This window comes from Melioribacteraceae bacterium (assembly GCA_035362835.1).
Taxonomy (GTDB): domain Bacteria; phylum Bacteroidota; class Ignavibacteria; order Ignavibacteriales; family Melioribacteraceae; genus DSXH01.
In genome coordinates this window covers 1,156,848-1,182,460 of the sequence record DAOSDY010000001.1, presented here as the reverse complement: position 1 = coordinate 1,182,460, position 25,613 = coordinate 1,156,848, and the positions used below count along the sequence as shown (strand labels likewise).

General features: G+C 40.2%; 20 protein-coding genes. 11 read left to right on the top strand and 9 right to left on the bottom strand.

The window, feature by feature from the left end:
- Positions 1–12: 12 nt before the first annotated feature.
- The 4 genes from PLZ15_04990 to dnaA all read right to left on the bottom strand — a co-directional run bounded on the left by PLZ15_04990 (position 13) and on the right by dnaA (position 4,228).
- The gene (locus PLZ15_04990) at positions 13–312 is read right to left on the bottom strand and encodes a DUF721 domain-containing protein (protein HOI29098.1); all 300 of its coding nucleotides are present in this window, start codon (positions 310–312) and stop codon (positions 13–15) included.
- Complete coding sequence (gene recF, locus PLZ15_04985; protein ID HOI29097.1) at positions 290–1,402, bottom strand: DNA replication and repair protein RecF; 1,113 nt, start codon at positions 1,400–1,402, stop codon at positions 290–292. Before recF ends, PLZ15_04990 begins: the two co-directional genes overlap by 23 nt.
- 1 nt (position 1,403) lies before the next feature.
- Entirely contained in the window at positions 1,404–2,534 is a 1,131-nt protein-coding gene (gene dnaN / locus PLZ15_04980) for a DNA polymerase III subunit beta (GenBank protein HOI29096.1), read from the bottom strand.
- Positions 2,535–2,836: 302 nt separating this feature from the next.
- Positions 2,837–4,228, bottom strand: coding sequence for a chromosomal replication initiator protein DnaA (dnaA, locus tag PLZ15_04975; GenBank protein ID HOI29095.1), 1,392 nt, complete (start codon positions 4,226–4,228; stop codon positions 2,837–2,839).
- A 385-nt stretch (positions 4,229–4,613) separates the two neighbouring features.
- Between dnaA and PLZ15_04970 the strand changes: the two genes are divergently transcribed.
- A complete protein-coding gene (locus tag PLZ15_04970) occupies positions 4,614–5,591 on the top strand; it encodes an asparaginase (GenBank protein ID HOI29094.1) in 978 nt (325 codons plus the stop codon).
- A 20-nt stretch (positions 5,592–5,611) separates the two neighbouring features.
- The gene (locus PLZ15_04965; protein ID HOI29093.1) at positions 5,612–6,133 is read left to right on the top strand and encodes a hypothetical protein; all 522 of its coding nucleotides are present in this window, start codon (positions 5,612–5,614) and stop codon (positions 6,131–6,133) included.
- Between the two features lie 12 nt (positions 6,134–6,145).
- Here PLZ15_04965 and PLZ15_04960 read toward each other — a convergent pair whose 3' ends face one another.
- The 4 genes from PLZ15_04960 to PLZ15_04945 all read right to left on the bottom strand — a co-directional run bounded on the left by PLZ15_04960 (position 6,146) and on the right by PLZ15_04945 (position 9,623).
- The gene (locus tag PLZ15_04960) at positions 6,146–7,447 is read right to left on the bottom strand and encodes a sodium:proton antiporter (GenBank protein HOI29092.1); all 1,302 of its coding nucleotides are present in this window, start codon (positions 7,445–7,447) and stop codon (positions 6,146–6,148) included.
- A 120-nt stretch (positions 7,448–7,567) separates the two neighbouring features.
- Positions 7,568–7,969, bottom strand: a complete 402-nt coding sequence (gene mscL / locus PLZ15_04955; protein HOI29091.1) for a large-conductance mechanosensitive channel protein MscL — start codon at positions 7,967–7,969, stop codon at positions 7,568–7,570.
- Positions 7,970–7,999: 30 nt separating this feature from the next.
- The gene (locus PLZ15_04950; protein HOI29090.1) at positions 8,000–9,046 is read right to left on the bottom strand and encodes a Fic/DOC family N-terminal domain-containing protein; all 1,047 of its coding nucleotides are present in this window, start codon (positions 9,044–9,046) and stop codon (positions 8,000–8,002) included.
- A 214-nt stretch (positions 9,047–9,260) separates the two neighbouring features.
- Entirely contained in the window at positions 9,261–9,623 is a 363-nt protein-coding gene (locus PLZ15_04945; GenBank protein ID HOI29089.1) for a co-chaperone GroES family protein, read from the bottom strand.
- A 112-nt stretch (positions 9,624–9,735) separates the two neighbouring features.
- Between PLZ15_04945 and PLZ15_04940 the strand changes: the two genes are divergently transcribed.
- From PLZ15_04940 to PLZ15_04905, 8 genes are all read left to right on the top strand, one after another.
- Positions 9,736–10,338 (top strand): methyltransferase domain-containing protein, encoded by a 603-nt coding sequence (locus PLZ15_04940; GenBank protein ID HOI29088.1) that lies wholly within the window; start codon positions 9,736–9,738, stop codon positions 10,336–10,338.
- 117 nt (positions 10,339–10,455) lie between these two features.
- The gene (locus PLZ15_04935) at positions 10,456–11,055 is read left to right on the top strand and encodes a TetR/AcrR family transcriptional regulator (GenBank protein HOI29087.1); all 600 of its coding nucleotides are present in this window, start codon (positions 10,456–10,458) and stop codon (positions 11,053–11,055) included.
- Positions 11,052–12,017, top strand: coding sequence for an efflux RND transporter periplasmic adaptor subunit (locus PLZ15_04930; GenBank protein ID HOI29086.1), 966 nt, complete (start codon positions 11,052–11,054; stop codon positions 12,015–12,017). Before PLZ15_04935 ends, PLZ15_04930 begins: the two co-directional genes overlap by 4 nt.
- Before the next feature lie 12 nt (positions 12,018–12,029).
- A complete protein-coding gene (locus PLZ15_04925) occupies positions 12,030–12,938 on the top strand; it encodes an ABC transporter ATP-binding protein (protein HOI29085.1) in 909 nt (302 codons plus the stop codon).
- 25 nt (positions 12,939–12,963) lie between these two features.
- Positions 12,964–14,280 (top strand): TolC family protein, encoded by a 1,317-nt coding sequence (locus PLZ15_04920; GenBank protein HOI29084.1) that lies wholly within the window; start codon positions 12,964–12,966, stop codon positions 14,278–14,280.
- Positions 14,277–15,215, top strand: a complete 939-nt coding sequence (locus PLZ15_04915) for an ABC transporter ATP-binding protein (protein HOI29083.1) — start codon at positions 14,277–14,279, stop codon at positions 15,213–15,215. Before PLZ15_04920 ends, PLZ15_04915 begins: the two co-directional genes overlap by 4 nt.
- Entirely contained in the window at positions 15,208–16,338 is a 1,131-nt protein-coding gene (locus PLZ15_04910) for an ABC transporter permease (GenBank protein ID HOI29082.1), read from the top strand. Before PLZ15_04915 ends, PLZ15_04910 begins: the two co-directional genes overlap by 8 nt.
- A 4-nt stretch (positions 16,339–16,342) precedes the next feature.
- The gene (locus tag PLZ15_04905; GenBank protein ID HOI29081.1) at positions 16,343–17,473 is read left to right on the top strand and encodes an ABC transporter permease; all 1,131 of its coding nucleotides are present in this window, start codon (positions 16,343–16,345) and stop codon (positions 17,471–17,473) included.
- 56 nt (positions 17,474–17,529) lie between these two features.
- Here PLZ15_04905 and PLZ15_04900 read toward each other — a convergent pair whose 3' ends face one another.
- Complete coding sequence (locus PLZ15_04900) at positions 17,530–20,181, bottom strand: DUF5916 domain-containing protein (protein ID HOI29080.1); 2,652 nt, start codon at positions 20,179–20,181, stop codon at positions 17,530–17,532.
- 423 nt (positions 20,182–20,604) lie between these two features.
- Between PLZ15_04900 and PLZ15_04895 the strand changes: the two genes are divergently transcribed.
- Positions 20,605–25,548, top strand: coding sequence for a DUF2341 domain-containing protein (locus PLZ15_04895; protein ID HOI29079.1), 4,944 nt, complete (start codon positions 20,605–20,607; stop codon positions 25,546–25,548).
- Positions 25,549–25,613 lie beyond the last annotated feature (65 nt).

Below are 25,613 nucleotides of genomic sequence, written 5' to 3'. Positions count from 1 at the left end.
GTTGTTTTGCTGTTATAAAAATTTTATTGATTTAATTATCTGTTCATTAAAATATTTATTTATCTTTTCTATCAATAACGACTTTTGAAAATTCAATTCGCTTTTCCAGACAGAGTTATCAACTTTTAAAAAAAGAGTCTGTTTTTCTGTTTTAACGGCCCGGGCTATTTGGGACAACTCCGGAAAAATTTTAGCAAATTCATCAACAACGTCATAATTTTTTATTGTGTCTCGAAGCTTCTCGAAATCCTTTTCTTTACCGATAATGTCTGTGATGCTTTTAAATCCGCTAAAAGTATGATGCTGTGCCATGGTCAACTTTAATCTTTTGGGAGCCGGTTAGAACATCCAGCTCTTCGACTTTTGTAAGATCCGTCATAGTAATAAAAGCCTGTCCAACTTCCGCCAGGTACCGGCTTATTTTCCTTGCCCTGTATGCATCCAGTTCCCCGAATACATCGTCCATTAAAAAGATCGGGGTCTTGCCGAGCTTTTCCTTAATAAAAAAGAACTGTGCAAATCGAAGAGCTATTTGAAAAGTCTTATGTTGTCCTTGAGACCCGAAACGTTTTAGCTCGTTTCCGTTTATATAAAAAATAAAATCGTCCCTGTGAGGGCCAATAAGATTAATCCCTCTTCTCAATTCATCTTCTCTTAAGGCGTTAAGTTCCTGTGTAAATCTTTCCGCCGCATTTTCCGGGGTAAGCTCCGATATAGAATCATAAACAATATCCGGAATTTCATCCGTTTCAATAATTCGGTTATAAGCCGCTTTCACAAAAATTTTAAATTCATCTATAAACTTAATTCTCTGAACCAACAGTTCGGCTCCGTTCTTAACCAGGGATTCCGTCCATGCATCGAGTTGTTCAAATAATTCCCTGCTGCGTGTTTCTTTCAGCTGCGAAAGAAGAGAAGAGCGTTGTCTTAATGTTTTGTTGTAATCGAGAAGTATTTCCAGGTAAGCGTGGCTGGCCTGGGACATAACAGAATCAACAAAACGCCTTCTATCGGATGGCGCTCCAAGTGTTATAGCATGGTCTGGTTGAATAAGCATAACGATTGGAAACCGGCCGATAATATCGGCTGAATTAAAAATCTGCTTATCGTCAATAAAAAAATTTTTTTTGTTTTTTACGGAGTCGTAAAAAATCCTGGTTTTATTTTCCGTAAGGTCCAGAAATTTTCCTTCGGCATTAAAATAATTCTCGCCAAACAAAACAACGTCGCCCTCTGAAGCAAGGTTAAGATTTTTTGTGGTACACAAGTAGTAGATTGCCTCTAAAATAGATGTTTTACCCTGACCGTTACCGCCGATGATGAGATTAAGGTTATCGGAAAAATCAATTGAAGTGCTTCTATGAAGTCTGAAATTTTGCAAATCAATCTGTTTAAGAACCATCTTAAGTATTTAAGCGAACCGGCATCAAGAGCATCATAAGTTCCTGGTTGTCTTTTTTCTGAACCGGTTCTATAATAACCGCCTTTGTGGGCGAGTGTAGTTTAAAAATTATTTCCTCATTATCGCTCATATGGTTGAGCACGTCGTTTACATACGTAGAATTAAATCCTATCTCAAGATCGTCTCCCGAATATTCGCAAACAACTTTTTCCTCTCCCGAAGCTCCAATATCAAGGTCTTCCGCAGAGATTTCGAGTGCGTTTTTAGAGATGGAAAACTTCACGCGCCGCGTGCTGGAAGTTGAAAACAACATCATTCTCCTAATCGAATCGTGTATATCGTTGGTATTAACCTTTAAGAGGAATTCGTTCTCAAGCGGAATAACGCTGTTATAATCCGGGTACTTCTGTGCAATTAATCTGGTAATTAATTCAATGTCGTTCAGCTTAAAGGAAATATAGGATTTTGTCATATAAACCTTAACATCCTTCTCATCAAGAACTTTAAGAAGAACAGAAACAGCTCTTTCCGGAACGACATACTGCTGACCGAAACTTGCCTTAATATTTTTCTTAAAAAGGTTTACAAGCCGGTGCCCGTCTGTTGTAACAAATCTCAATCCTTCGTCTGTAAATTCGAATAGAGTCCCCATCATTGCGGGCCTCATCTCCTCCTTGCTCATCGCAAAAGAGCTTTTTTCAAACGCCTGCCTGAGTTCAACACCGTTTATAACAACTTCATTAATTTCTTTTACATTTTTATCTTCAGTTACTGCGGGTATATCCGGAAACTCATCCGGGTCGAGGTAGCTTATAACATATTTTCCCGTATCGGTAATGAGATTAATTTTTTTATTGGATGTCAACTTGAAATGAATTGTGGTGTCTTTAAGAGACCGGACAATGTCGTTTAAAAGTCGGGCGGGTACAACAAGCCTAACATTGTCTTCAGTAACGATATTCAAAGAGGATTTGAGAGAGATCTCTAAATCAGTAGCATAAATGGTCAGCAGCCCGTCTTTTACTTCAAATAAAAAATTCTCGAGTATAGGCATCGGAGTTCTTGTAGGAACTGCTGGAATTATTTTACCGAGTAGTTTTTCTAACTCTTTGCTGTTTACTTTGAATTCCATAATAATTCTCCAAGTTGAGTCAAAAAATATCAAAAATAGGATAGATATTCAATTTTAGAATGACCGGTGGAAAACTTATCAACACCCTTATTTTTAAATGAGAGTATATATTTAAATAGAACATATAATAATAATAATGTGGATAAGTTGATAAACGTAAAATCCTTTTAATTGAGTTTAAAAACGAGACAAATTACCAACAACTATTTATTAACAGTTTGTTTATATCTCGAAGTAATTCCCACACTTTAAGATGTACCTATAATATCAACAGGGTTTCAATAAGTTATTAACATCTATTATTACACACTCAATTCAATCTTATTTTTAAGAGAAGAAACAATATCGTCAAAATTAGGGTCGTCTTTTATTAATTGTTCTATAGAAGACTGCGCATGAATAACTGTTGAATGATCCCTACCACCAAAATGGAGACCGATCGTTTTAAGGGATGACTTAGTCAGTTGTTTGGCTAAATACATAGCAACCTGCCTTGCGAGAACAACTTCTTTCCTCCGGTTTTTTTCCCGTACTTTGTTTTCTTCAACATTAAAAAACTCACAAACAATCTTGGTTATATAATCTATTGAAATATTAACCTGTTTATTTGTTGAAACCTCGCGCACAGTTTTTCTTACGAGCTCGAAGTCTATCTCTTTAGAATTAAGAGATGAATTGGCAAGTAGTTTAATTAAGCAGCCTTCAAGTTCTCTAATATTGGATGTTATATTTGAGGCAATATATTCGAGAATATCGTTTGATAATTTAATGCCGAATGTCTCGCTTTTGTTCATTAGAATTGCAACGCGCGTTTCGAAGTCGGGAGGCTGAACATCCGCCTGAAGCCCCCACAGAAACCTGGAAATTAACCGGTCGTTAAGACCCTTAAGATCCTTCGGCGCTTTGTCGCTCGATAAAATTATCTGTTTACCGGTTTGATGCAGTGTATTAAAAATATGGAAGAACAGATCCTGGGTTTTTTCCTTTCCAACCAGGAATTGAATGTCGTCTATAATCAACGCATCCATACTCTTATAAAAACTTGAAAAATCATTAACAGTATTATTCTGTATCGCCTCAACAAATTCAACCGTGAAGACATCGGACGATAAGTATATAACGCGTTTTTCCGGATACCGGTCCAGGATTTTATTTCCGATGGCCTGGATCAGATGGGTTTTACCTAAACCAACACCGCCATATATGAAAAGCGGATTGAAGGATGTTTGACCCGGGTTCTCTGAAACAGCATATGCGGCGGCGCGTGCAAGCTGGTTTCCTTCGCCTTTAATAAAATTTTCAAATACATACCGGGGATTAAGAAACGATTCAAATTCTTTTGGTTTTACTATTGTATTGTTTTGTTGCGTAACCGTTTTAGCATGATTTTCTGTTTTATCCGGGCTTATATCTTTTTCTTCTAAAATAATGTATGCGAGCTTACCGCTTTGTCCTAAAACCTGTGAAATGGTTTTGTTTATAAGAGTATTATAATGTTCTTCGATCCACTCGATAAAAAAGTTGCTTGGAACATAGATTTTTAATGTGCTGCCCTCAACTTCAAATGGCTTAATAGGCAAGAACCAGGTATTATATGTTATGTTTGGAACGTTTTCTTTAATAATACCAAGGCACTCTTTCCAGATGTCTTTGGCGTCACGTTCGGTTTGTAGAGAATCCGAAGAAATTATCATTTTATCCACAATAAGAAGTAATTAATAATGTGATAGCAAGGTAATTATTATATCAAAATTTATTGCCGGCCGACCAGCTTTCAACAAATTATTAACATTAAAACACACTTATAAACCGTTACAATAAAATCATTTAAAAGAATAAAGAGGTTTATGCAAACAAACAGGTCTAATTTCCCAACAGAAAACGCTGGTCCAAAAAATCTGTGAAACGTTTCACAAGGAGCCGTTGTTAACAAATTATCAACATGCTTTCCGGACATCGATTCTGCTTCAAAATAGACTTTGAAATAGAAATCTGCAAATAAAATTTATATAAATAATCTTTATCCTTTCGAATAAGTTTGTACAAGTCTAATTTTGTATCAGTGAAAGAGAGGCTTGAATGAAAAACATACTGGTTGTTTTTACGGGCGGAACCTTTTCAATGAAGATTGATGAGAATACCGGCTCCGCGATTCCATTTTACAGCGGCGGCGAACTGATCGAGATGATACCGGAAGCAGGACAACTGGCAAGCATTTCGGTATATGAGTTTGGTAATTACCCGGGTCCCCATATGACGCCGGAACTAATGTTTGAATTATCTTTGAGGATAAATCAGTTTATTGAAAAGGAGAGCGTAGACGGAGTTATTATTACTCACGGCACCGATACCCTCGAAGAAACGGCCTACTTTCTGGATTTAACCGTTAAAACCGACAAACCAATTGTTGTTATTGGCGCAATGAAAACGAGCTCTGAGCCGGAATGGGACGGACCCAAAAATCTTATTGACGCAATTCATATTTGTAATTGTGAAAACAGCAGAGCAATGGGCGTTCTTGTCTGTCTGAATGGTGAAGTAAACGCAGCAAGCGAAGTAACAAAAACACACACCGAGGATGTTGAAACTTTCAGGAGTCTTGATTTCGGATCTCTCGGATTTGTTGAAAGAGGGAGAGTGTTTTATAATAGGATGCCGAGAAAGCTCGAAACTTTTAAACCTCTAAAGATCAATCCGAACGTTGATCTTATAAAGGCCTATGCGGGGATGGACGATAAGTTCTTTAAATACTCTGCTGATAGCGGCGCAGAAGGAATTGTAGTAGAGGCAATGGGAGTTGGCAATGTACCGCCGTCGGCTTTCGACGGAATAAAATATGCGGTTGATAAAAAAATTCCTGTTGTATTGGTTTCGAGGTGTCCAGCTGGAGAAACACTGGATAGTTATGGATATCCCGGGGCCGGCAAATGGCTAAGGCAGGAAGGAGTAATTTTTTCAGATTATTTGAACGGACAGAAAGCAAGAATTAAAATGACCATCTGTTTGGGTATTACAAAGAATCAATCGGAATTGAAGAAAATGTTCGAGGAGAACTGATTAATCGGGCTAAAGGAATATTGAACGGATTAACTAAAATAAAACCATGGATCGCATCAGCATTGTTAATCCCGCTGATTTATTATTTAATAAGAAACGACGCCAGAGTAATTATAGTTGATTATGTTAATCTTCTTATTCACGAAGGCGGTCACGGAATATTTAAAATTTTTGGAAAGTATATTCATGCCATTGGAGGAACGTTAGCACAAATATTGATCCCGGGTATGTTTGTTGTGTTCTATTTTATTAATAAAAAAAAGATCCCCGCTCAAATCAGCCTGGTTTGGCTGGGACAAAACCTCATAAACATTTCAATATATGCTTCCGATGCGAGGGCTCAAAGACTTCCTCTTCTGGGAGGTAAGAAAGTTTATCACGACTGGACCTACCTGCTTGGAGAAACCGGATTATTGAATTTTGATAAAGAAGTTGGAATCTTTTTTTATTCTTTAGCAATAATAACGTTTCTTACCGCTCTTGTTATGCCGTTATTAATAAAAAGTTATAAACCCGCAAAAATTAATTTGGATATAGAATAATTTTAGATCAATCTATGCTAAAAACAGCAACTGAATTAATATGAATACGGGAAGAAGAATTATCAGAGAAAATTTGTAAACATATTCAAAAAATCCGGGCATTTTAATATTGTTTTCTTCAGCAACCGCCTTAACCATAAAGTTTGGACCATTACCTATATAGGTCATGCTTCCGAAATAAACAGCCCCTACCGAAATAGCTTTTAACAACTCTTCTGGAATTCCGGCAATCAGCGTTGAAGACTGAACCCCCAATCCGAGAGCCAATGAGTGGAAAGTAACCGCCGTGGGCGTATTATCCAGGAAGGAACTCAATAATCCCGTGAAATAATAGAACTGCTGAACCGATGCGACGCCGAGCTCTCCGGCATTCGATTCTAGATATAAAAGGCAGGGGACCATTGTAATGAATATACCCAGGAACAAAAAAGCAACTTCTTTAATCGGCTCCCACGTAAAGTTGTTCGACACGCGCGTTAGTTTTGGGGTGAACAAAATCGAAAGTATTGCCATAGAGAGAATTACACCCTCGCGTATGAACTTATAATAGTGATTGCTTTTTATGAATTCCAGATATTGCTCGTTCAAAAAAGCAACAGACAGAACCACACCAATTAACCAATAGAAATTTGTTTTACCTTCGATCCTAATTGGCCGGACGTAGGTCTTGTCTATTGCCCTATCCTCGGGCCTTTCTTTTTTGTAGTAATAAGTATCAACCACAAAATAAAGTATCAACAAAATAAAATTTGTAACAAACCATTCCGGAAAAAGCGAGAAGAACCATTCAAACGGTGCGCCGCGCAAATACATCATAAACAACGGAGGATCTCCTAGGGGTGTAAGCAGGCCGCCGCAATTTGCAATTATTCCAATAAAGAACAGAATCGTATGTACTTTGAACCTTCTCTGTTTGTTGGTTTGAATAACCGGCCGTATAAGAAGCATTGCCGCCCCGGTTGTTCCCATTATTGATGCAAACACAGCACCAATACTGAGAAAAAGTGTATTGATAGATGGTTTGGCTTCAATATCGCCGGAGAGGAATATTCCACCGGTAATTGTATACAAAGAACCAAGAAGAATGATAAAAGGGACATAATCGAAAACCATTGTTTCAACTAATCTGTCGCCCAGATTTATACTGGCAAGGTAAATTATAATTGGAATGCTTAGCAGTATTGCTATCAAAAGCTTGTTAGAATTTTTTTCCCAGAAGTGATTCCAGAAAAGAGGAAAAAGAGCAATGGATAAAAGCATGAGAATAAAAGGAAGAAGGCTTAAAAGCGGAACATTAGCAGATAAAGATTCCAAGTTGTTCATCCCGGTTATTTTAGTTTGGCAAAACTAAATTTATATATTCAGGAACGCAACGGAATTTTTTTAACATAAAGACAAAGGATCTGCCGCGCAGATCCTTTGTGTCCCGACGAATTATTTCTTTTTTAAAAGGTCTCTTATTTCTGTAAGCAGAACCACATCCTCGCTCGGAGCGGGAGGTGATGCCGGTTTCTCCTCCTCTTTTTTCTTAAGTGAGTTCATTGCTTTTATAACCATGAATATAGCCCAGGCGATGATTATAAAATCAATAATCGTATTTATAAAAACCCCGTATTTCAGAATTACAGCAGGAGCGGTATCTGTAGCCGCTTTAAGTGTTAATGCGAGTTCACTGAAATCGATGCCGCCCACAAGAAGTCCGATCGGAGGCATTATTACGTCATTCACAAACGACGAAACAATTTTTCCGAATGCGGCACCAATAATAATACCGACAGCCATATCAACAACGTTCCCCCTCATTGCGAACGACTTAAATTCATTGATTAGTTTCATTAATACTCCTCCCGATTCAAGTTGAACGATTTAATTATTTAATAGATTAAAGAGCGCTTTATTTGAGAATATTCTGTATCTCTGCTTGCCCGTTATCTCTTCCAGGATTTGGAGTTCCAGCATTCTCGAAACCGCAATATTGGCCGTTTGTTTTGTAAGATTCAAAACGGATGTAATCTGAGGAATCGAAATAACCGGCTGAATAAATATATAATTATAGAGTTTAATAACCGGTGATGATACAACATCACTCTCGATAATCTTTCTCATCCCGGTCGTTTCCACCTCCCCGATGTTTCTTGCCAGGCTTAGCGACAGAAGAGAGGATTCAATAATTATGTTTAGGAATAGTTTTAACCAATCAATCCACTCACCATTCTGGACGATGCCCCCAATGCTTGAATAATACTTTTTTTTATGATCATTTATGATTTTAGAAATCTGAAGAGGAAAACTTTTAAATTTTCTTTTCCAAAACAGGTGAAGATCAATTAAAATTCTACCGGAAGGAGTGTTGTTGACGGAAAAAGGTTTTATCGTTTCAAAATAACCATGAACAAGCCCTACGTTAATCAACAACGGATAAGACACATCGGAGGAAATATATTTTTCGAGGGATCTCATCAATTCCGGAATCTGGTCGGACGGCGATTCCGCTTCAGTGAAATCTCCGCTTACAGGCGACAGCTTTGTCGTTCTATATAAATAGAGATCATCTTGTTGATTGTTAGACAACTCTTTATAAATAGACTTTAGTATGTGGTCGGTACTTGCAACGTCCTTTAAAAGGCGTATTCCCAGATTACAAGCTGACAGGTAATTCTTAATTTCAGATAGGCCCGAAGGATGATCAACGCATTTATTAATAAAAAATTCTTCCAGCGTATATTGATAGCCCCCGATTCGGCAACTTTGAACCGCTTCATTCAACATCAAAAGATTTGTAATCTGGTGCTTTTCACCGAGGTGTCCGAACACACCCTCAAATTTACTAAGTGATTGTTCGGCGGAATTGAGAAGCGAGTAAATTTCTGAATCTAATTTCAGTTTTGGTTCGGGCGGAAGCCGGTTTATCATTGTTTTATTCCAAAATCAACAGCAAAAATAAAAGAAAACAATTATAAGTCAAGTATGTTTGTCTTAAAAAAACATCCCTGTTTCTAAGTCAATGATTCTTGGCTTGGAAGTGTTGTTCTAATCGAAGAACTCTGGTATTAATTTCAAAAAATAGTTTAAGTCAAAAACTGTGTTCTTAAAAAACAAATGGTAAAATTATTGGTTGTTAAACTACCTATGATAATAATTCTTCATCTCTATATATAATAAGAATTGCAGAATGATTAACTATAACGAACTTCTGTTTTTCAATTTCGACTTCAATTGCGTCTTTTCTCAGAAAAAGAGCAAAATCACCTTCTTTTGCCTGAAGGGGTATATACTTAGTAGAACGCTTCTCTTTCCACGGCTCCTCGTCTTCGGCAGGCATGCCAATCGGGTAACCGGGACCGGCTTTAATTACATAACCGCCCTGAACTTTTTCTTTTTCATAAACTCCCGGGGGAAGATAAAGTCCGCTGTTTGTTTTATTCAGGTTTTCTTCGGGTTTTATTAAAACACGGTCACCGACAATTATTATTTTATCTGTATTGATCATTGCTTTCCCAAATTAATTGTAAGTAAAATAACCAATGTTAAATTTATCATCAATTTGTTTTCATGACAATTCGCGTTCTCTTATTTTTAATTAATAAAAAATAGGCAGTAAATTGAAAGAAGCTTGGAATCAAAAATACTCTACAGAGGAGTATAAGTACGGAAAAGAACCGAATCAATTTTTGAAATCCGAACTCCCCGGCTTTAAACCGGGCAGAATATTATTTGTCGGCGAAGGAGAAGGGCGCAACGCGGTATATGCCGCTACCCTTGGCTGGTTTGTTGATGCAATCGATTTTTCGGATGAAGGAAAGCGCAAAGCAGAAAAACTTGCCGGGGAGTATTCTGTAAACATCAACTACCGGGTACTCGATTTCTCGGAATTTACTCCCGTGTTGAATTATTATGATGCCGTGGGTCTATTCTTTGTTCATCCCGAAGAGGAACAGCGTTATGAACTGTTCGAAAAATTAATGAACTCATTAGCTCCTGGCGGAATAATAATTTTCGAATGTTTTGCTAAGGAACAGCTTGGGTATTCATCTGGAGGGCCCAAGTGCGAGGAACAACTCTATTCACTCGAAGAAGTTGTAAATTATTTTATCGATCTGGATTTTATTAAGCTCTCCCGGGAAATAGTATTTCTGAAAGAAGGAACGGGCCACCGGGGCGAGGGGATGATAATTCGCTTATTAGCCGCGAAGTCAAACAACTGATTTTCAGTCCAATATAAACACCCGAGGAAACCGTGGAAACCGATACTTGACATTCCGGTTTCCTTTGCTTATGTTGGAAACTACAAAAACTAATTTAGTGTCCTAAAGGAAACAGCTATGAAGGAAATAATAATTGAGTTCGGCGCCGAAAAATTTTTTAAAGAGGGGTTTCATAAGGTTACAATGGAAGAAATTTCTGCCGAATTGCGCATGAGCAAAAAAACCATCTATAAGCATTTTCAATCCAAGGACGAGCTAGTTCATGAGATAATGAAATATTTTATGAGCCATATGAAATCTATGATTCTTCCCGTGCTGAATAGTGATAAGAATGCGGTAGAAAAACTTGAAGGCCTAATGGGAGTGCTCGTAACAGCATCCCAGAAAGTGAGCTCGAAAATGATAGAGGATATCAGGCGTCATTTCCCCGCCCGCTGGAGCGAAATAGATAAGTTCAGAACCGAGATGATGTTTGGAAATTTAACAAGAGTAATTGACCAGGGAAAACGGGAAGGACTGTTTCTTAATTACCCGACTGAAATTGTGATGACTGCTTTTGTTGCGGCAATGAGATCGGTTGTAAACCCGGAATTTATACTCGACAACAATTTTTCAATTAAAGAAGCCGCAGTAACCGCATTCAGAATTGTAATCGGGGGGATAGTAACCGATAAAGGAAAAAAACTTTTAGCAAAAAAAGAAAAGGACTTGAAATGAAAAAGCGTAATGCTTTCTTGCTGCTTGCAACCGGAATTTTTCTATCTGCTTGCGGAAATAATGAAAGCGACAGTTATATAGAAGCCACCGGCACTATTGAATCTACTAATGTAACTATAAGTTCAAAGAGCCCCGGAGAGATCATAAGCATGCTGGTTGATGAAGGAAGTCTTATTGCGCCCGGAGACACAATATTGGTTATAGACAACGAAGCTACCGGATATCAGTTAAAACAGGCCGAAGCTTCTGTTAAGATAGCAGAAGCACAGTTAAGCCTGATGCTTAAGGGTGCGCGTAAAGAAGACGTTAAATTCGCAGAAGAAAATATGAAACAAAGTCAGGCCTCCTTTAATCTCGCTAAAGACGATTATGTCAGATATACAAAACTTTGGGAGTCCGGTACTATTACTAAAAAACAATTCGATGAGATTAGCACACGTTTTCAAATCGCGGAAGCCCAGCAGGCAGCTGCCAGTGAAAATTACGAAAAGATAAAAAAAATATTCCGTCCCGAAGAGATCGAACAGGCGGAGGCTGGCCTGCAAAAAGCAAAAGCTTCAGCCGAACTGTTAAAGAAAAATATAAGGGATTGTTATGTCGTTTCACCCGTCAGCGGAACCGTTATCAAAAAATTTGTTGAGAGAGGGGAAACTGTAACTCCAATGTCCTCCCTCGTAAAAATATCTGATCTATTCAAAGTTCATCTCACTATTTATGTATCCGAAACCGAACTTGGAAAAATTAAGCCCGGTCAAAAATCTGAAGTTACCATAGACACCTACCCGGATAAAGTATATGAGGGGAGAGTCACCTTTATTTCATCAGAGGCGGAGTTCACACCCAAGAATATTCAGACGAAAGACGAACGTACAAAACTCGTCTTCGCCGTGAAAATAGAAATTTCTAATAAAGATTTCGAATTAAAACCAGGTATGCCTGCCGATGCCAGGATAATTCTGTAAACCGGATTTAATATGGAAGCGGCAATAAAAATAGATTCGTTGAGTAAAAGCTTTGGAAATATTTCTGCGGTTAAGAATGTAAGCTATTATATAAAAGAAGGAGAAATGTTCGGGCTTGTAGGACCGGACGGCTCGGGTAAAACAACTACTATTAGAATCCTTGTAGGACTTCTTAATCCCGACAGCGGATTTGTTGAGGTTCTTGGCCGTGACCTTAAATCCTCAAAAAAAAGTATAAAAAACGAAATCGGTTATCTATCTCAAAAATTTTCTCTCTATGGAGACCTGACAGTTGATGAAAATATAGAATTCTTCGCGGATATTCACGGAGTTAGAAATTTTGCTGATAGAAGGAATGAACTCCTGGAATTTACCCGTCTTACTCCGTTCAGAGACAGACTTGCGGATAAATTATCTGGCGGTATGAAGCAGAAACTTGCTCTGGCCTGCACTCTTATTCACAGACCGAAAATTATTTTTCTGGATGAACCAACCACGGGAGTTGATCCCGTTTCCAGGAGAGATTTCTGGAAAATCTTATCCAATCTATTAAAAGAGAGAATTACCATCTTTATGTCTACGCCCTACCTAGACGAAGCTGAAAGATGTAATACGATTGCTATGATGAATAAAGGCGAAATTATCAGCTTTGATACACCCGCAGGAATTAAAGATTCGATGGATATGCAGATTCTGGAGATTGTTTGTACACCGGCGCGAACCGCATATAATCTTATTAAAGCGAATTCCGGATTCGAAGTTCAAATGTTTGGCGACCGGCTGAATGTTGTGGTAAAAAATCCAACCTCCGATTATGAAATCATAAAAAAAATTTTTGCCGAACACTCCATTATTGATGTTGACAGGAGAGTTGTTTCCCCGTCTCTGGAAAATGTATTTATCTCAAGAATGAGCGGCTGATCTGAAAAATTAAAAAGGAAGCCAGATGAAAAAACTGATACTGATAATCTTTATTGCGGTAACTCTTAACGCACAGGAAAGGTCGTTAAACCTTGAGGAAAGCTTGCGTATCGGGATGACAAACAGCAAGGAACTGAAAATATCCCGGTCAAAACTTAATTACACCGATTCAAAAATAACAGAAATTAGAAGTCAATTTCTTCCGCAATTCAAACTTACCGGAAACTATACGCGATTAAGCGATAACATTCCCCCGTTTGAGGTTAGCATGCCTTTTGCACCGCTGCCTATACGAATCTCTGATCCGATAATTAATATTTACTCGGTACGGTTTGGATTCAGTCAACCGATCTTTACCGGATTCAGGTTATCATCTTTGAAGAATTCTGCCGACCTGAATCTTCGTGCTTCGGAATACGACTACTCAAAGGACGAAATTGAAAAAGCTTTTAATGTTTTTACCGCTTTCTGGAATTTTTATAAAACCGGCGAAATAAAGAAAGCTATAAAACAAAATCTTGATCAGATGGAGAAACACCTGCGCGACACAAAAGTTTTTTACGATAACGGTCTTGTATCAACAAACGATCTTCTTAAACTTGAGGTGCAGCGTTCTAATACGAAACTGATGCTTCTCGAAGCCGAAAACAATTTTAATCTTGCACGCATTATGTTCAATAAAGCCGTAGGACTTGAATTAACGGCGAATACCAGCGTTACGGTTGATGAAAAAATATTAGAGGAATCAGACTTTGAACTTGCGGAGATTTCCGCCGAAGCCTTTGCCAGCCGAAATGAATTGAAGTCACTTTCAAAAAGAATTGAAGCAAGCGAAAAAGGAATCAGCGCAGCAAAATCATACTGGCTTCCCTCGGTTTATCTTAACGGGAATTATTACTACAGCAATCCGAATCCAAGATTTCAGCCGGCAAGAAACAAGTTTGATTCAAACTGGGATCTAAGTGTCAGCCTGAACTGGGATGTATGGAATTGGGGATTTACTTCATCTCAGGTATTGCAGGCCGAGGAAACAAAAATACAGCTTGAAATAACACTCGAACAGATTAAAGAGAGTATTCAGGCAGAAGTTTATTCAAACTATTTGACATTCTTAAAAAGCAGTGAAAAACTAAATCTTAGCCGGCTGATGCTTACCCAGGCAAAGGAAAATTACAGGGTTACTGTTGAAAAATATAATGTCCAGCTTGCTACCAGCACCGAACTGATTGATGCGGAGACTCTTAAACTTCAAGCCGAAACCAATCTTAAAACCTCCGAAGTTGATTATCAAATCGCAAAAGTTAGTCTTGAGAAGTCTATAGGAAGACCTATTCCAAAATGAATGCAATCGATGTAAATAATCTTACAAAAGTTTTCGGAAATTTCACGGCGGTGGACGGCATCACCTTTAATGTTAAAGAGGGGGAGATATTCGGTTTCCTCGGAGCGAACGGCGCCGGAAAATCGACAACCATAAGAATGCTGATCGGAATACTGAACCCTACTTCGGGCGATGCAATTGTCGGAGGTTACAGCGTTAAGAAAAATCCAGATCAGGTCAAAAAAAATATCGGATATATGTCGCAAAAATTTTCACTTTATAACGACCTTACAGTTTCAGAGAACATTCGCTTCTTTGCCGGAGTTTACGGTTTATTTGGAAAGAAATACGAGGAAAGAAAAAAGTGGGTCCTTAAAGTTGCGAATCTGGAGAACATGGAAAACGTCTTAACCGGGTCGCTGCCGGGAGGAATAAAACAGCGGCTCGCCCTTGGAACCGCGGTTATTCACGAACCAAGAATAGTTTTTCTTGATGAACCGACAAGCGGGGTCGATCCTATCTCGAGAAGAAACTTTTGGGATCTTATTAACGATCTCTCCGGCAGCGGCACCACGGTTCTGGTTACAACACATTACCTCGAAGAAGCAGAATTCTGCAATGATATAATTCTTATTAATGCCGGGAAGCTGATTGCCCGGGGAAATTCCAAAACACTTAAGACAAACTATATACACAACCCCATAATTGAGATTGAGAGCGATAGGATAATCGACAGCCTCGAAATTCTTGAGAAGGAAAAGGGAGTTGGCGAAACCTCCGTTTTCGGAAATTACATTCACCTTATTTTAAACGAAAACACTCTGGATGAAAGCAAAATAACCGACCTGTTGCAGAATAAGAACGGAATAAAGGTAAAAAGAATTGAAAGGATTTCGCCCACGCTGGAAGATGTCTTTATTCATTTGATCGAAAAGGATGCGCAGAAAAATGTTTAACAGGATTTATGCTATTGCGAAAAAGGAGTTGATACAACTTAGCCGCGACAGGCGAATGCTTTTTATTATTTTTTTCGTGCCGGTTCTTTTACTTGCAATCTTCGGTTTTGCTATCAACTTCGATGTTAGACATATTAAAATAGCAGTTTATGACAGAGAGAGATCGGAGATCTCCAGAGATTTTGTTAACGGCCTGATAAGCTCGGAGTATTTTGATCTGGTTGCAAATATTGAGGCCGACCGCCAGATCAAAGAATTTCTTGACCAGAAAATTGTTCAGGCCGTAGTTGTGTTGCCGGGCGATCTTTCCGGAAAGCTGTTCTCGAGGCAGGAAGTAAAAATTCAGATACTCGTCGACGGCGTAGATGGAAACACCGCTAATGTAATTCAAAATTATTTTAATGCCGCCACATATAATTATTCGGCTAAACTGATTCAGGAATACCTCGCTCTTGCCGGCAGACAGGCGGTTGTCCCAATTGACCCCAAGCCCCGTTTCTGGTTTAATCCAGAACTTAAATCGACTATCTTTTTGATCCCCGGCCTGATGGGAATGATTCTGATACTAACCGCAGCTGTTTCAATATCGCTTTCAATAGTGAGGGAAAAAGAGAGAGGTACAATTGAACAGATAAATGTTTCTACCCTATCCTCAATTGAGTTTATTATCGGCAAAACAATTCCGTACATTTTTATTTCGCTAATCAACGCGGCTATAGTTTTGCTTGCGGGTTACATCCTTTTTGGAATTATAATAAAGGGGAACATACTTCTGCTTCTTGCCGGGACGCTGATTTTTTTATTTGCTTCACTCGGAATGGGAATATTTATTTCTGCCATAGCAGACTCTCAACAGGTCGCATTCCAGGCGGCTGCCGTAGCATCGCTTCTCCCTTCGATGATACTCTCCGGATTTATTTTCCCTATTGAGAGTATGCCGGAAGCAGTTCAGGTATTAACAAATATAACGCCCGCAAAGTTTTTTCTAGTGATTCTGCGTGCAATTCTTTTAAGAGGAGCGGGAATCTCGGCATTCTGGGATCAATTAATCTATCTGGGAATTTTCGGGATTATCTTTATGGTGCTTGCGGCGCTGGTTGATAAAAAGTCTAAAAACAAGTGATGGTATGAAAATAATATTTCAGTTTATTATTAAAGAGCTTTTGCAGGTTAAGCGGGATAAAAAAATGCTGGCCGTTATCTTCCTTGCCCCGATGATTCAATTAATTTTTCTCGGCTATGCAGCCAACATGGATGTTAATGTAATTCACACAACTGTTTTTGATATGGATAATTCTCTAACAAGCAGGGAGTTTGTAAGGAAGTTTGAAAAGTCCGGTTATTTTGTGATCGATAATTATGCCGATAATTATGAAGAGGTGACGGGATTACTAAATAACGGGGAGACACTAGTTGCTATAGTAATTCCGGGTGATTTTGAAAAAAGAATTGAACGGCGAGAAACGGCCCCGCTTCAAATCCTGTTTGAAGGATCGGACGGAAATAAATCATCTATTGCGCTGGGGTATATCCAGAAAGTAATAACGAGCTTTTCAAACACAATCCTCTTTGATATAAGAGACAAACTCGGGATGAAAATTGATTTGAGCGGCTCTCTAACCCCCGAGGTGCGTATCTGGTACAACCCCGAAATGAAAACCCGATACTTCATGCTGCCGGGAATCCTTGCCCTTATTTTGATGATAACTACAATATCATTGATGTCGATGGCTGTTGTAAAAGAGCGTGAGATCGGAACATTTGAGCAATTAATCGTAACTCCGATAAAACCAGGACAATTGATTATCGGCAAGCTTCTTCCCTTTACTATTATCGGTTTTGTTGTTCTTGTTACAGTAATGGTTGTTATGACGCAATGGTTTGGAATTGAAATCCGGGGCAGTAAATTGTTCTTGCTGTTCAGCGCGCTTCTTTTTGTCCTCTCAAATCTCGGTCTTGGATTGTTTATCTCCACAATTTCCAGAACACAGCAGCAGGCAATGATGGCTTCTATTTTTATTGTAATGATGCCGATGATCTACTTATCTGGATTTGCGTTTCCAATCGAAAACATGCCCGGGGTTATTCAATATATTACTTATGCAATACCTTTGCGGTATTTTATAACGATAATTCGCGGAATAGTTTTGAAAGGAATAGGATTCTCATCTCTCTGGATGGAAACATTAATTCTGTTTTTAATGGGTGCGGTAATTTTGTTTCTAAGCGCAATCAGATTCAGAAAAAGAATAGAATAAAAAAATCCGGTCTGTTAAACCGGATTTTCTTTTTCCAAGAATAAAACGAAAGAGTTTTAGATATCAAGCCAGTAGGAGAATTTGACCATAAGTATATCGTCCCCTTCACTATTCCACAATCTTTTAAAATCCCTTCCAAAGCTGAAATCACCGGCGTTATCATAATTCGTCTGATTATGTGACCAGACAAAGTAGAAAATTGATCCGGGCAGCACCTCCCACCTTAATACTGCCGTGCCGCGTAACGATTTATAATTGAAATCCGGATTAGAGAATACGAACGGATTCGCCGCACCGTTTCCGTCTGGATCAACCGTATATTCTCCGCTGTTATTGTCGTAATTAATTGTTGAACCGCTCTCTCCATATTTATTAAATCTGTTGCTGCGGGGTGCCGCCAACTCCTTAAATTCATTATAACTTCCGACAGCTATAAACGGCTGCATAAATAATTGCAAACTGAGTGTTGGAGAGAAAGTCCAGTTCAGCCTGATATTGGCCGAGATAGTATTCTGTTTTATTCTGCCGAATACATATCTGTTTTTATATGTTTCTGTTGCATACTGGTCTTCAAAACTTCCCACCCATTGACGGTGTTCCAGGTTGTTCGAATAAGCGGGACCAAAACTGAAATTGATTTGTGTGCTCGGCCTCCATTCGATTCCCAGGTAGCTATCAATATAAACTCCTCCGACCGCATCCTTTGCGTACATTGCGTTTCCGCTGACAACCAGTTTCTCCCGGCTGTCGCTGTTTGCAAACAACCAGAGATTCCATTCGGATGGAGTAACCGCGAGAGGGCCGCCGCGGGTTAAATTCCTCGTATATGTTTCAAAACTGTAATTTCCTCCAATTGTGAAACCGTAATAATTTGTAAATGTGCCCCCTGCGCGGAACCAGAGAAAATTACTTGTTACATTTCCTTCAAAATCATATGTGCGGGCATGAGATACATAGATATTTTTAGACCTGAAAATTCCTTCCGGTTCAAACCAGCGGTAGCCCAGAACCATATGGCCGTTTATTCTATCAGCAGCAAATTGAAATCCCATATCGTTGTGCTCTAATCCGGGCGACGCAAATCCCAGAGCGGTGTTTATATAAAAGTTACCTTTTTGTTTGTTCAGCATAATTCTTCCATAGGAACCGGAGAGAGAAGTTCTTTCGGGATCGTAAGCAGCATATGTTGCGTCGGGTCTCTGAAAATATCTTAGCGAACTCTTCTGAAGTTGCTGAATATACTCTTTTGTTCCAGCCGTATAAGTACCGACAATCGCACCGGCAAGCACGTATTCTTTATTCTCGTCAAGCGTTGCCCATCCGTCGATACCCAATGTATAAGCGTTCTGAGCAAGGGAGTTTTTCATAGGGCTGTTTCCGAGATCCCTGTTAACGGTTGTAAAAATAAATCCAAGCGCATGATTACCGTTGTTGAAATCTTTCCTTCCGCGCAGAGCACCGTAATGAGCGAACGGTTCAACCTCTTCATTTCTTTGTATTCCGTTATTATAAAGAGTTGCGTATGTTCTTTCCGTTACCGCGCTTAATGCGGCAATCGAAGTTGATTCATTAAGTTTCCCGGTCAGTTTTGCGGCGCCGAGAATTCTGGTCTCTGTAGGATAATTAATGAAAGAAGCATCCGAAGTAGAGCCCCGCGGCGAACGTCCGATTCGTCTAGAATAGAATAATTCCGGCCATCCGAAATTGAATCCCCAGTTATTATTTACGCCGCCAACTCCAAACCAGAAGAGATCGAAACCCTCTATAAAGAAGGGCCGCCTTTCCTGAAAGTATGATTCAAATGCCGAGAGATTCAACACCGCCGGATCAACTTCCACCTGTCCGAAATCAGGATTGATTGTTGCGTCCAGATTTAAATTACTTCCGATTCCGATTTTAAAGTCCGCGCCCAGAGTAGTTTTATATTGATTCCCTTTATAGAAAGGATCGTTTGAATCGTGCAGCAGATATTGAGCTTTCTGAACAATATAAGGACGCGCTTCCAGTCTTTGCTTCGGCTTAATTCCGTCTAGTCCTTCAAGTGTTGCGAATTTTGAAACGAATCCGCTTTCATTTTTTGGAACCATCACAAAGTAGGATCGTTCATTTACCCGTTTAATCTGGCGGGAGAAGTTTACTCCCCATTTCATCTGATCGGCTTCGTTGAACCGGAGCTGTGAAAAAGGGATCTGGATTTCAACCGTCCACCCCTCATCATCCCGTTCTGTTTTTGCATGCCAGATACCGTCCCACGAATTATCATCCCAGCTATCGTTGAACAGGACTCCGTCTGCCATTGTCCCGCCGGCGTTAATGCCGAAATAATATCCGCTTTTTTTATCGTTGTAAGGATCTACATAAAAGTAGAACCAGTCGGATTGAATGTAAGCGTCGCGGCGCGCAAGGCTTGCATCGATTTGATCGGGCCGGCTATCCATTAATCTTGCCGCGATATATAGGTTCGACTCGTCGAATGCGATCCAGACCCTGGTATTTTCGGAAGAAGGAATTCCCTCGTTAGGATCCCTCTGAACAAATTCTTGAATCGGGTCTTTCTGCCAGATTGGTTCAGTAAGCTTACCGTCCAGATTTATATTTGTATTATTCAGCTTATATGCGAGCACAACTTTTTTTTCGCTGTTTGTTGCGCCGTTGGCGTATGAAAGAATCGGCATTAATAGTAATAATAGAAGTCGATGTAGTTTCATTTTTATCCCCCGGTTTCTTTAATATTTGTTGATCGACAGAAATTTAGACTTGGCACTATATGATTTGGTTGTAAAAAATTACCCTGCCGGGTAAAGAAATTTTCTGATTCTTTTTGAGATTTCAGATTCGCGGGTATGTAGAATTATAGCCGTTTCGTTTTTTATTACGGCTAAGTGATAAACGGATTGTTTTAAATATCTCTTTAATAGACCTTCAACGACGGACCCCAAACTGTTTTTAAATGTAATTCTGTAACAACGAATTGACTCAAATCAGGATGCAAAAATCTTTTTGAAACAAAATTGAATAGTCTACTCTTTAAAACTCACTCAAAATCAAAGTTAAAGCAACCTTTCCCCGTGGCATTTTTATTGACCTTTAACCCGTTGGGTAAAAGAGCAACTTTAAGGAGGGCTTTAAATATGAAAAGAAATCCCCGTTGGAAAATTCCATTTTTCTGGACTTTTCTCGGACTACTTTTTTTAACAACACATTCAACTGCTCAATTCAGCTGGAACAGTCAGGAGTGGGGTTTTAGAAGAGCGATAATGGTTGATAATGGATCCGGCAGCACGTTAACGGATTATCAGGTTAAAGTAACATTATCATCATCGTTCGACTTTTCAAGATGTAAACCGGATGGAAGCGATCTCCGTTTTACAAGCAGCGATTCCCAAACACTGATCCCATACTGGATTGAAGAATGGAATCCGTCGGGCTCTTCGGCAACTATTTGGGTCAAGGTCCCGAATATTCCCGCAGGCGGTACTACAATCTATCTCTACTACGATAATCCATCAGCCGAATTCCCTTCCCCTCTTCCGCCATCAACAACAAATCTTCCTCCGACAGGACCATGGACAAACGTCCCCGGACTTGTAATTAACGGAAGTCCCGGCTCTTTGCTTGCCGAGAACATGGTGAAAGACGGAAGCACATACTGGCAATTATTCACGGATCGTTCAGCTTGTAACGGGCAGCTTGGATTTGCATATAATAACACAGGCAACCCCGCAAATAATACAGGGTGGAACTGGTCCGGTGATGTTACAATCGATTTTTCAATTCGTAATTCCACACCAATGTTTGCCGGCGATCCCCGGATGAATACTAATCCCGGAAATCTTTTAAATCCTTATCTCGATTGTCCTCATGTTGAAAAGGGTGACGACGGATACTGGTATTTATTTTATCACTGGATTGTTGGAGGCGATCCGCACGGAGGTTATGGCACCCCCACAAGCGTTATCACAACTCAAATTCCTGACGCTGAATTCAACGACGGACCGTATGAACTTGGGATGAAATTCAAATCGTCACAATCCGGAAGAATTACTAAAATAAAATATTATAAAACCGCGGGAGAAACAGGATCTCATACAGGTAAAATCTGGTCTTCAGGCGGAACCCTGCTGGCAACTGTAAACTTTGTCTCCGAAACTGCAAGCGGATGGCAGGAAGCAGCATTATCGGTTCCATTATATATTATGGAGAACACAACATACATTGTTTCTGTTAATTCAAACACCGCTTATGGTGCAACAAATTATGTTTTCGATTCCCCGGTAGTAAACGGATCTCTAACCGGAATTGCCGACGGCAACAATGGTCTTTATTCCGAAAGCCCCGGCGGTTTTCCGGCCACGTCGTTTAACAACAGCAATTATTTTCGCGATGTTGTTTTCGAATCCACAAGCGGATGCGGAGTTCACGGCGCGTGGAGCTGGACTCCCGATTCTTACGCGGCAATAGGCGTTGCAAGATCACTCTCTATTACCGGACCGTATGTTGAAGTAGATCCAAATGCTTTGATGTCCTCGGAAATGGAAGGCGATTCACACGCATGGGATTGGGCAAGAGTTTCTGAACCGTATGTCTTTAAACGCGACGATGGAAAATGGGTAATGTTGTTTATGGGAGATAAAGGGAATTATGATAATCCAGGCGATCCAAATCTTCTCTACATTGAACAGTGCAGTTATGCCGTTGCGGATAACATACAGGGGCCCTATGTAAAATGGCATGGCGGAGCTGATCCTTTTATTGCATTCGGTCCTCCGGGTTCTCTTGATGCCGGCACTATCGCAGACGCACATCCGGTCAAGTTCGGCGATACGTATTATATTTTCTATGCAGCATCGCCGACCACGTGGGGTTGGAATACAATGTATCTTACAACCTCCGATTGGGAAACAGTTAACAAATCTACACACTACGTTTACACAAATGACGGCAACAGTCCTTTCAGAGGCGCTATATCCACATTCAACGACACATATTATTTTTCATATCTTGGAAGCAGTTCGAGCAGCCCCGGTCCTTTTATGATCGCTACTCAGCCGGCAACCGGATTCATTCCGGGATTATCGCTCTATGGCCCGGACGCAGTCTTTAATTTTTATGACGGATTTGATGGAAACTCATACGATCCGACCAAATGGCACGGAGTAGATCCGGGTTACAGCGGATCCGTTGTTGTTGCCGGAGGTGAAATGCAAATTTGTAATTCCGGCGGCTTCCTTACACAGGTCACGGCCGATAAATCTTTCGGAATCGGTCATACTCTTGAAATAAAAGCAAAACACAGCGCGTCGGGATTTGCCGGTGAAATTGGATTCGGAAGACAGGAGTCCGGCGGCAATTGGGGCGGACCTCCTTTCGGATTTAAGAATCAGAGAATAATGGATCTCAGAGTGATAAACGGATCTAACTTTGTTGTTGATGCCGATAATGCCGATCACGTTGAATCACCCGGGGACTATGTATCTACAACAACACCGCTCGACTTTAACAATTATCTTGTTCATAAAGTAATGCGAGTGAATAATTCGACAACACGTTTTCAGCTTGATAATTTCCCCATTACAACAATAACAAACACTGTCGATCGCCCGGCACGTATAACCACCGATCCGTTGTCGCCGTGGTTCTTTATTCTCGGAGGATCCTGTGTTAATGTCGATTGGGCGCGGGTAAGGAAATATGCCGAACCCGAACCGGGCACCTTTGTCGGTCCGGAGGAATTATATAACTGCTACGCGGACCTCAGCATTACAAAAACTGTTGATAATATAAATCCGGATAACGGTGATCAAATCACATTTACAATCACGGTTTCAAATGACGGGCCCGGAAATTCAGCCTGGGCGCGGGTAGCGGATATTCTTCCTAATGGATTTGAATATATCTCTCACTCCACTATTAATGGAACATACGATCCTCTCGCCGGCATTTGGGATATCGGATTTATTACAGTCGGAAGCTCAGCCGAATTGTCGATAACAGTTGAAGTAAACATTTTTACCTCTGCGTTTGATTTCGGACCGGCTTCGGGATTCAACCTGTTTGTTCTGGAGGATTTGAATCAACCGTCATCAGACACTCAGGGCAAAGTAGCTGTCGGAAGAGATGCTTACTTTGCAAACTACAGCGTGGGCGATCAGCTTCCTAATTCCAACGGTGCGGTTGATGTTCTTATTGCAGGGAGAAATCTTACTTACATGAGCGGCGGTATATATGGCGGAAATGTGGTTTATGGGAATACAACTAATCTTCCAATCAGCGCTGTAAGTATTTTGCACGGAACATTGCGCCAGGATTACCCGATCGATTTCGCCGCCGCAGGAACATTTCTAAATAATCTTTCGTCGCAGCTTTCTTTATATACAGTAAATGGAACAAACACAATTCAGTGGGGCGGAATAACTTTGACAGGGACCGATCCTTTCCTGAACATATTCAGCATATCCGGTTCGGATCTTTCTTCCTCCAACAATGTAACCATTAATGTTCCTAACGGATCTGTTGTTCTAGTTAACATCGACGGGACTTCTGTTTCGTGGATGGGCGGTTTGACCGTTAACGGAACGGCAGTAACAAATGTTCTTTATAATTTCCATCAGGCCACATCACTTACAATTCAGGGAATTGATGTGCGCGGCTCTATTCTGGCTCCGTTAGCCACCGTCAATTTTTCAAGCGGTGTTCAGAACGGACAGATGATCTGTAAGAATCTTTTTGGTCAGGGTCAGTTTAATCTCGCTCTCTTCAGCGGTAATATTCCGCTTCCGCCCGATATTACAAACATCGTGGAAATAACCGACGCCGATCAGGATGACCGCGATTCAACACCCGGCAATGGCGATCCGGGCGAAGACGACTATGCATCTATCACAATTCATGTCAATATTTCTACGACTCCGGGAGACGACTGGCATTATGTTGGTCAGTTTGCAAACGGCGAAATAGTTTATTCGCTAGCATACGATAACGGAGGAAATATTCTTGCGGGTACTTGGGGCGGAAAAATCTATCGTTCCTCCAATAACGGGCAATCATTCAGCCGCATTAACAACGATATGTATGTTGGTTTGATCTGGTCAATTGCTGTTAATTCGAGCGGGGATATTTTTGCCGGTACCGAACAGGGAATTTTCAGATCGACCGACAACGGATCAACCTGGAGCTTAATCGGTTTGCAGTTTAAAGATGTCCGGTCAGTTATAATCGACAATGCGGGAGTGGTCTATGCCGGAACCTGGGGATTTGGAGTATTCAAATCCGCGGACAACGGTCTAACATGGACTTCCTGCAGCAGCGGCTTAACAATTCCTACCGTTAATGCACTTGCCGAAAATTCAGTATCACAACTCTTCGCGGCAACATTCGGAAACGGAATTTTCAAATCAGTTAATAATGCAGATTCCTGGACCGACATGAATGTTGGAAGTGCTTTAGTCTGGTCACTTGCGGTTGCGTCGAACGATTATCTCTTTGCCGGAACTTATGGCGATGGATTATACAGATCCGAAGACAACGGATTAAGCTGGTCAAAACTTACCAACGGATTAAATGCGCCATTTATTTATTCAATACAGATCGATTTAAACGACAAGATATATGTAAGCTCCTGGACAAGCGGCGTTTTTGCTTCTTCTGATTATGGCGATACTTGGACTTCGCTTGGAATGGGAGGTTTTGGAGTCAGCTCTATTCTCATTAATCCTAGTATGGACCAGGTATTTGTAGGAACCAAGGACGGAAAGATCTATGCTAAATCAGGAGAGCTTACTTCGTTAGACAACAACAGGAAAGAACTGCCTTCCGAATTTTCTCTGATGCAGAACTATCCGAATCCATTTAATCCAACAACAGTTATTGAATTCGGACTTCCCGAAAGCGGAAATTATATTGTTAAAGTATTTAACGTCCTAGGACAGACGGTTGGGGTTCTTGCCGACAGAGAATTCTCGGCAGGTTACCACAAGGTTGTTTTCGATGCCAGCCGGCTCTCTTCGGGAATCTATTTTTATCAGTTAAACGGAAACCGCGTAAACATAATCAAGAAAATGCTTCTTGTTAAATAACCTGCCTCAGATTTATTTAAGGGCGGCGGTAAGCCGCCCTTTATTTTCTCTTCCAACAAAGCCAA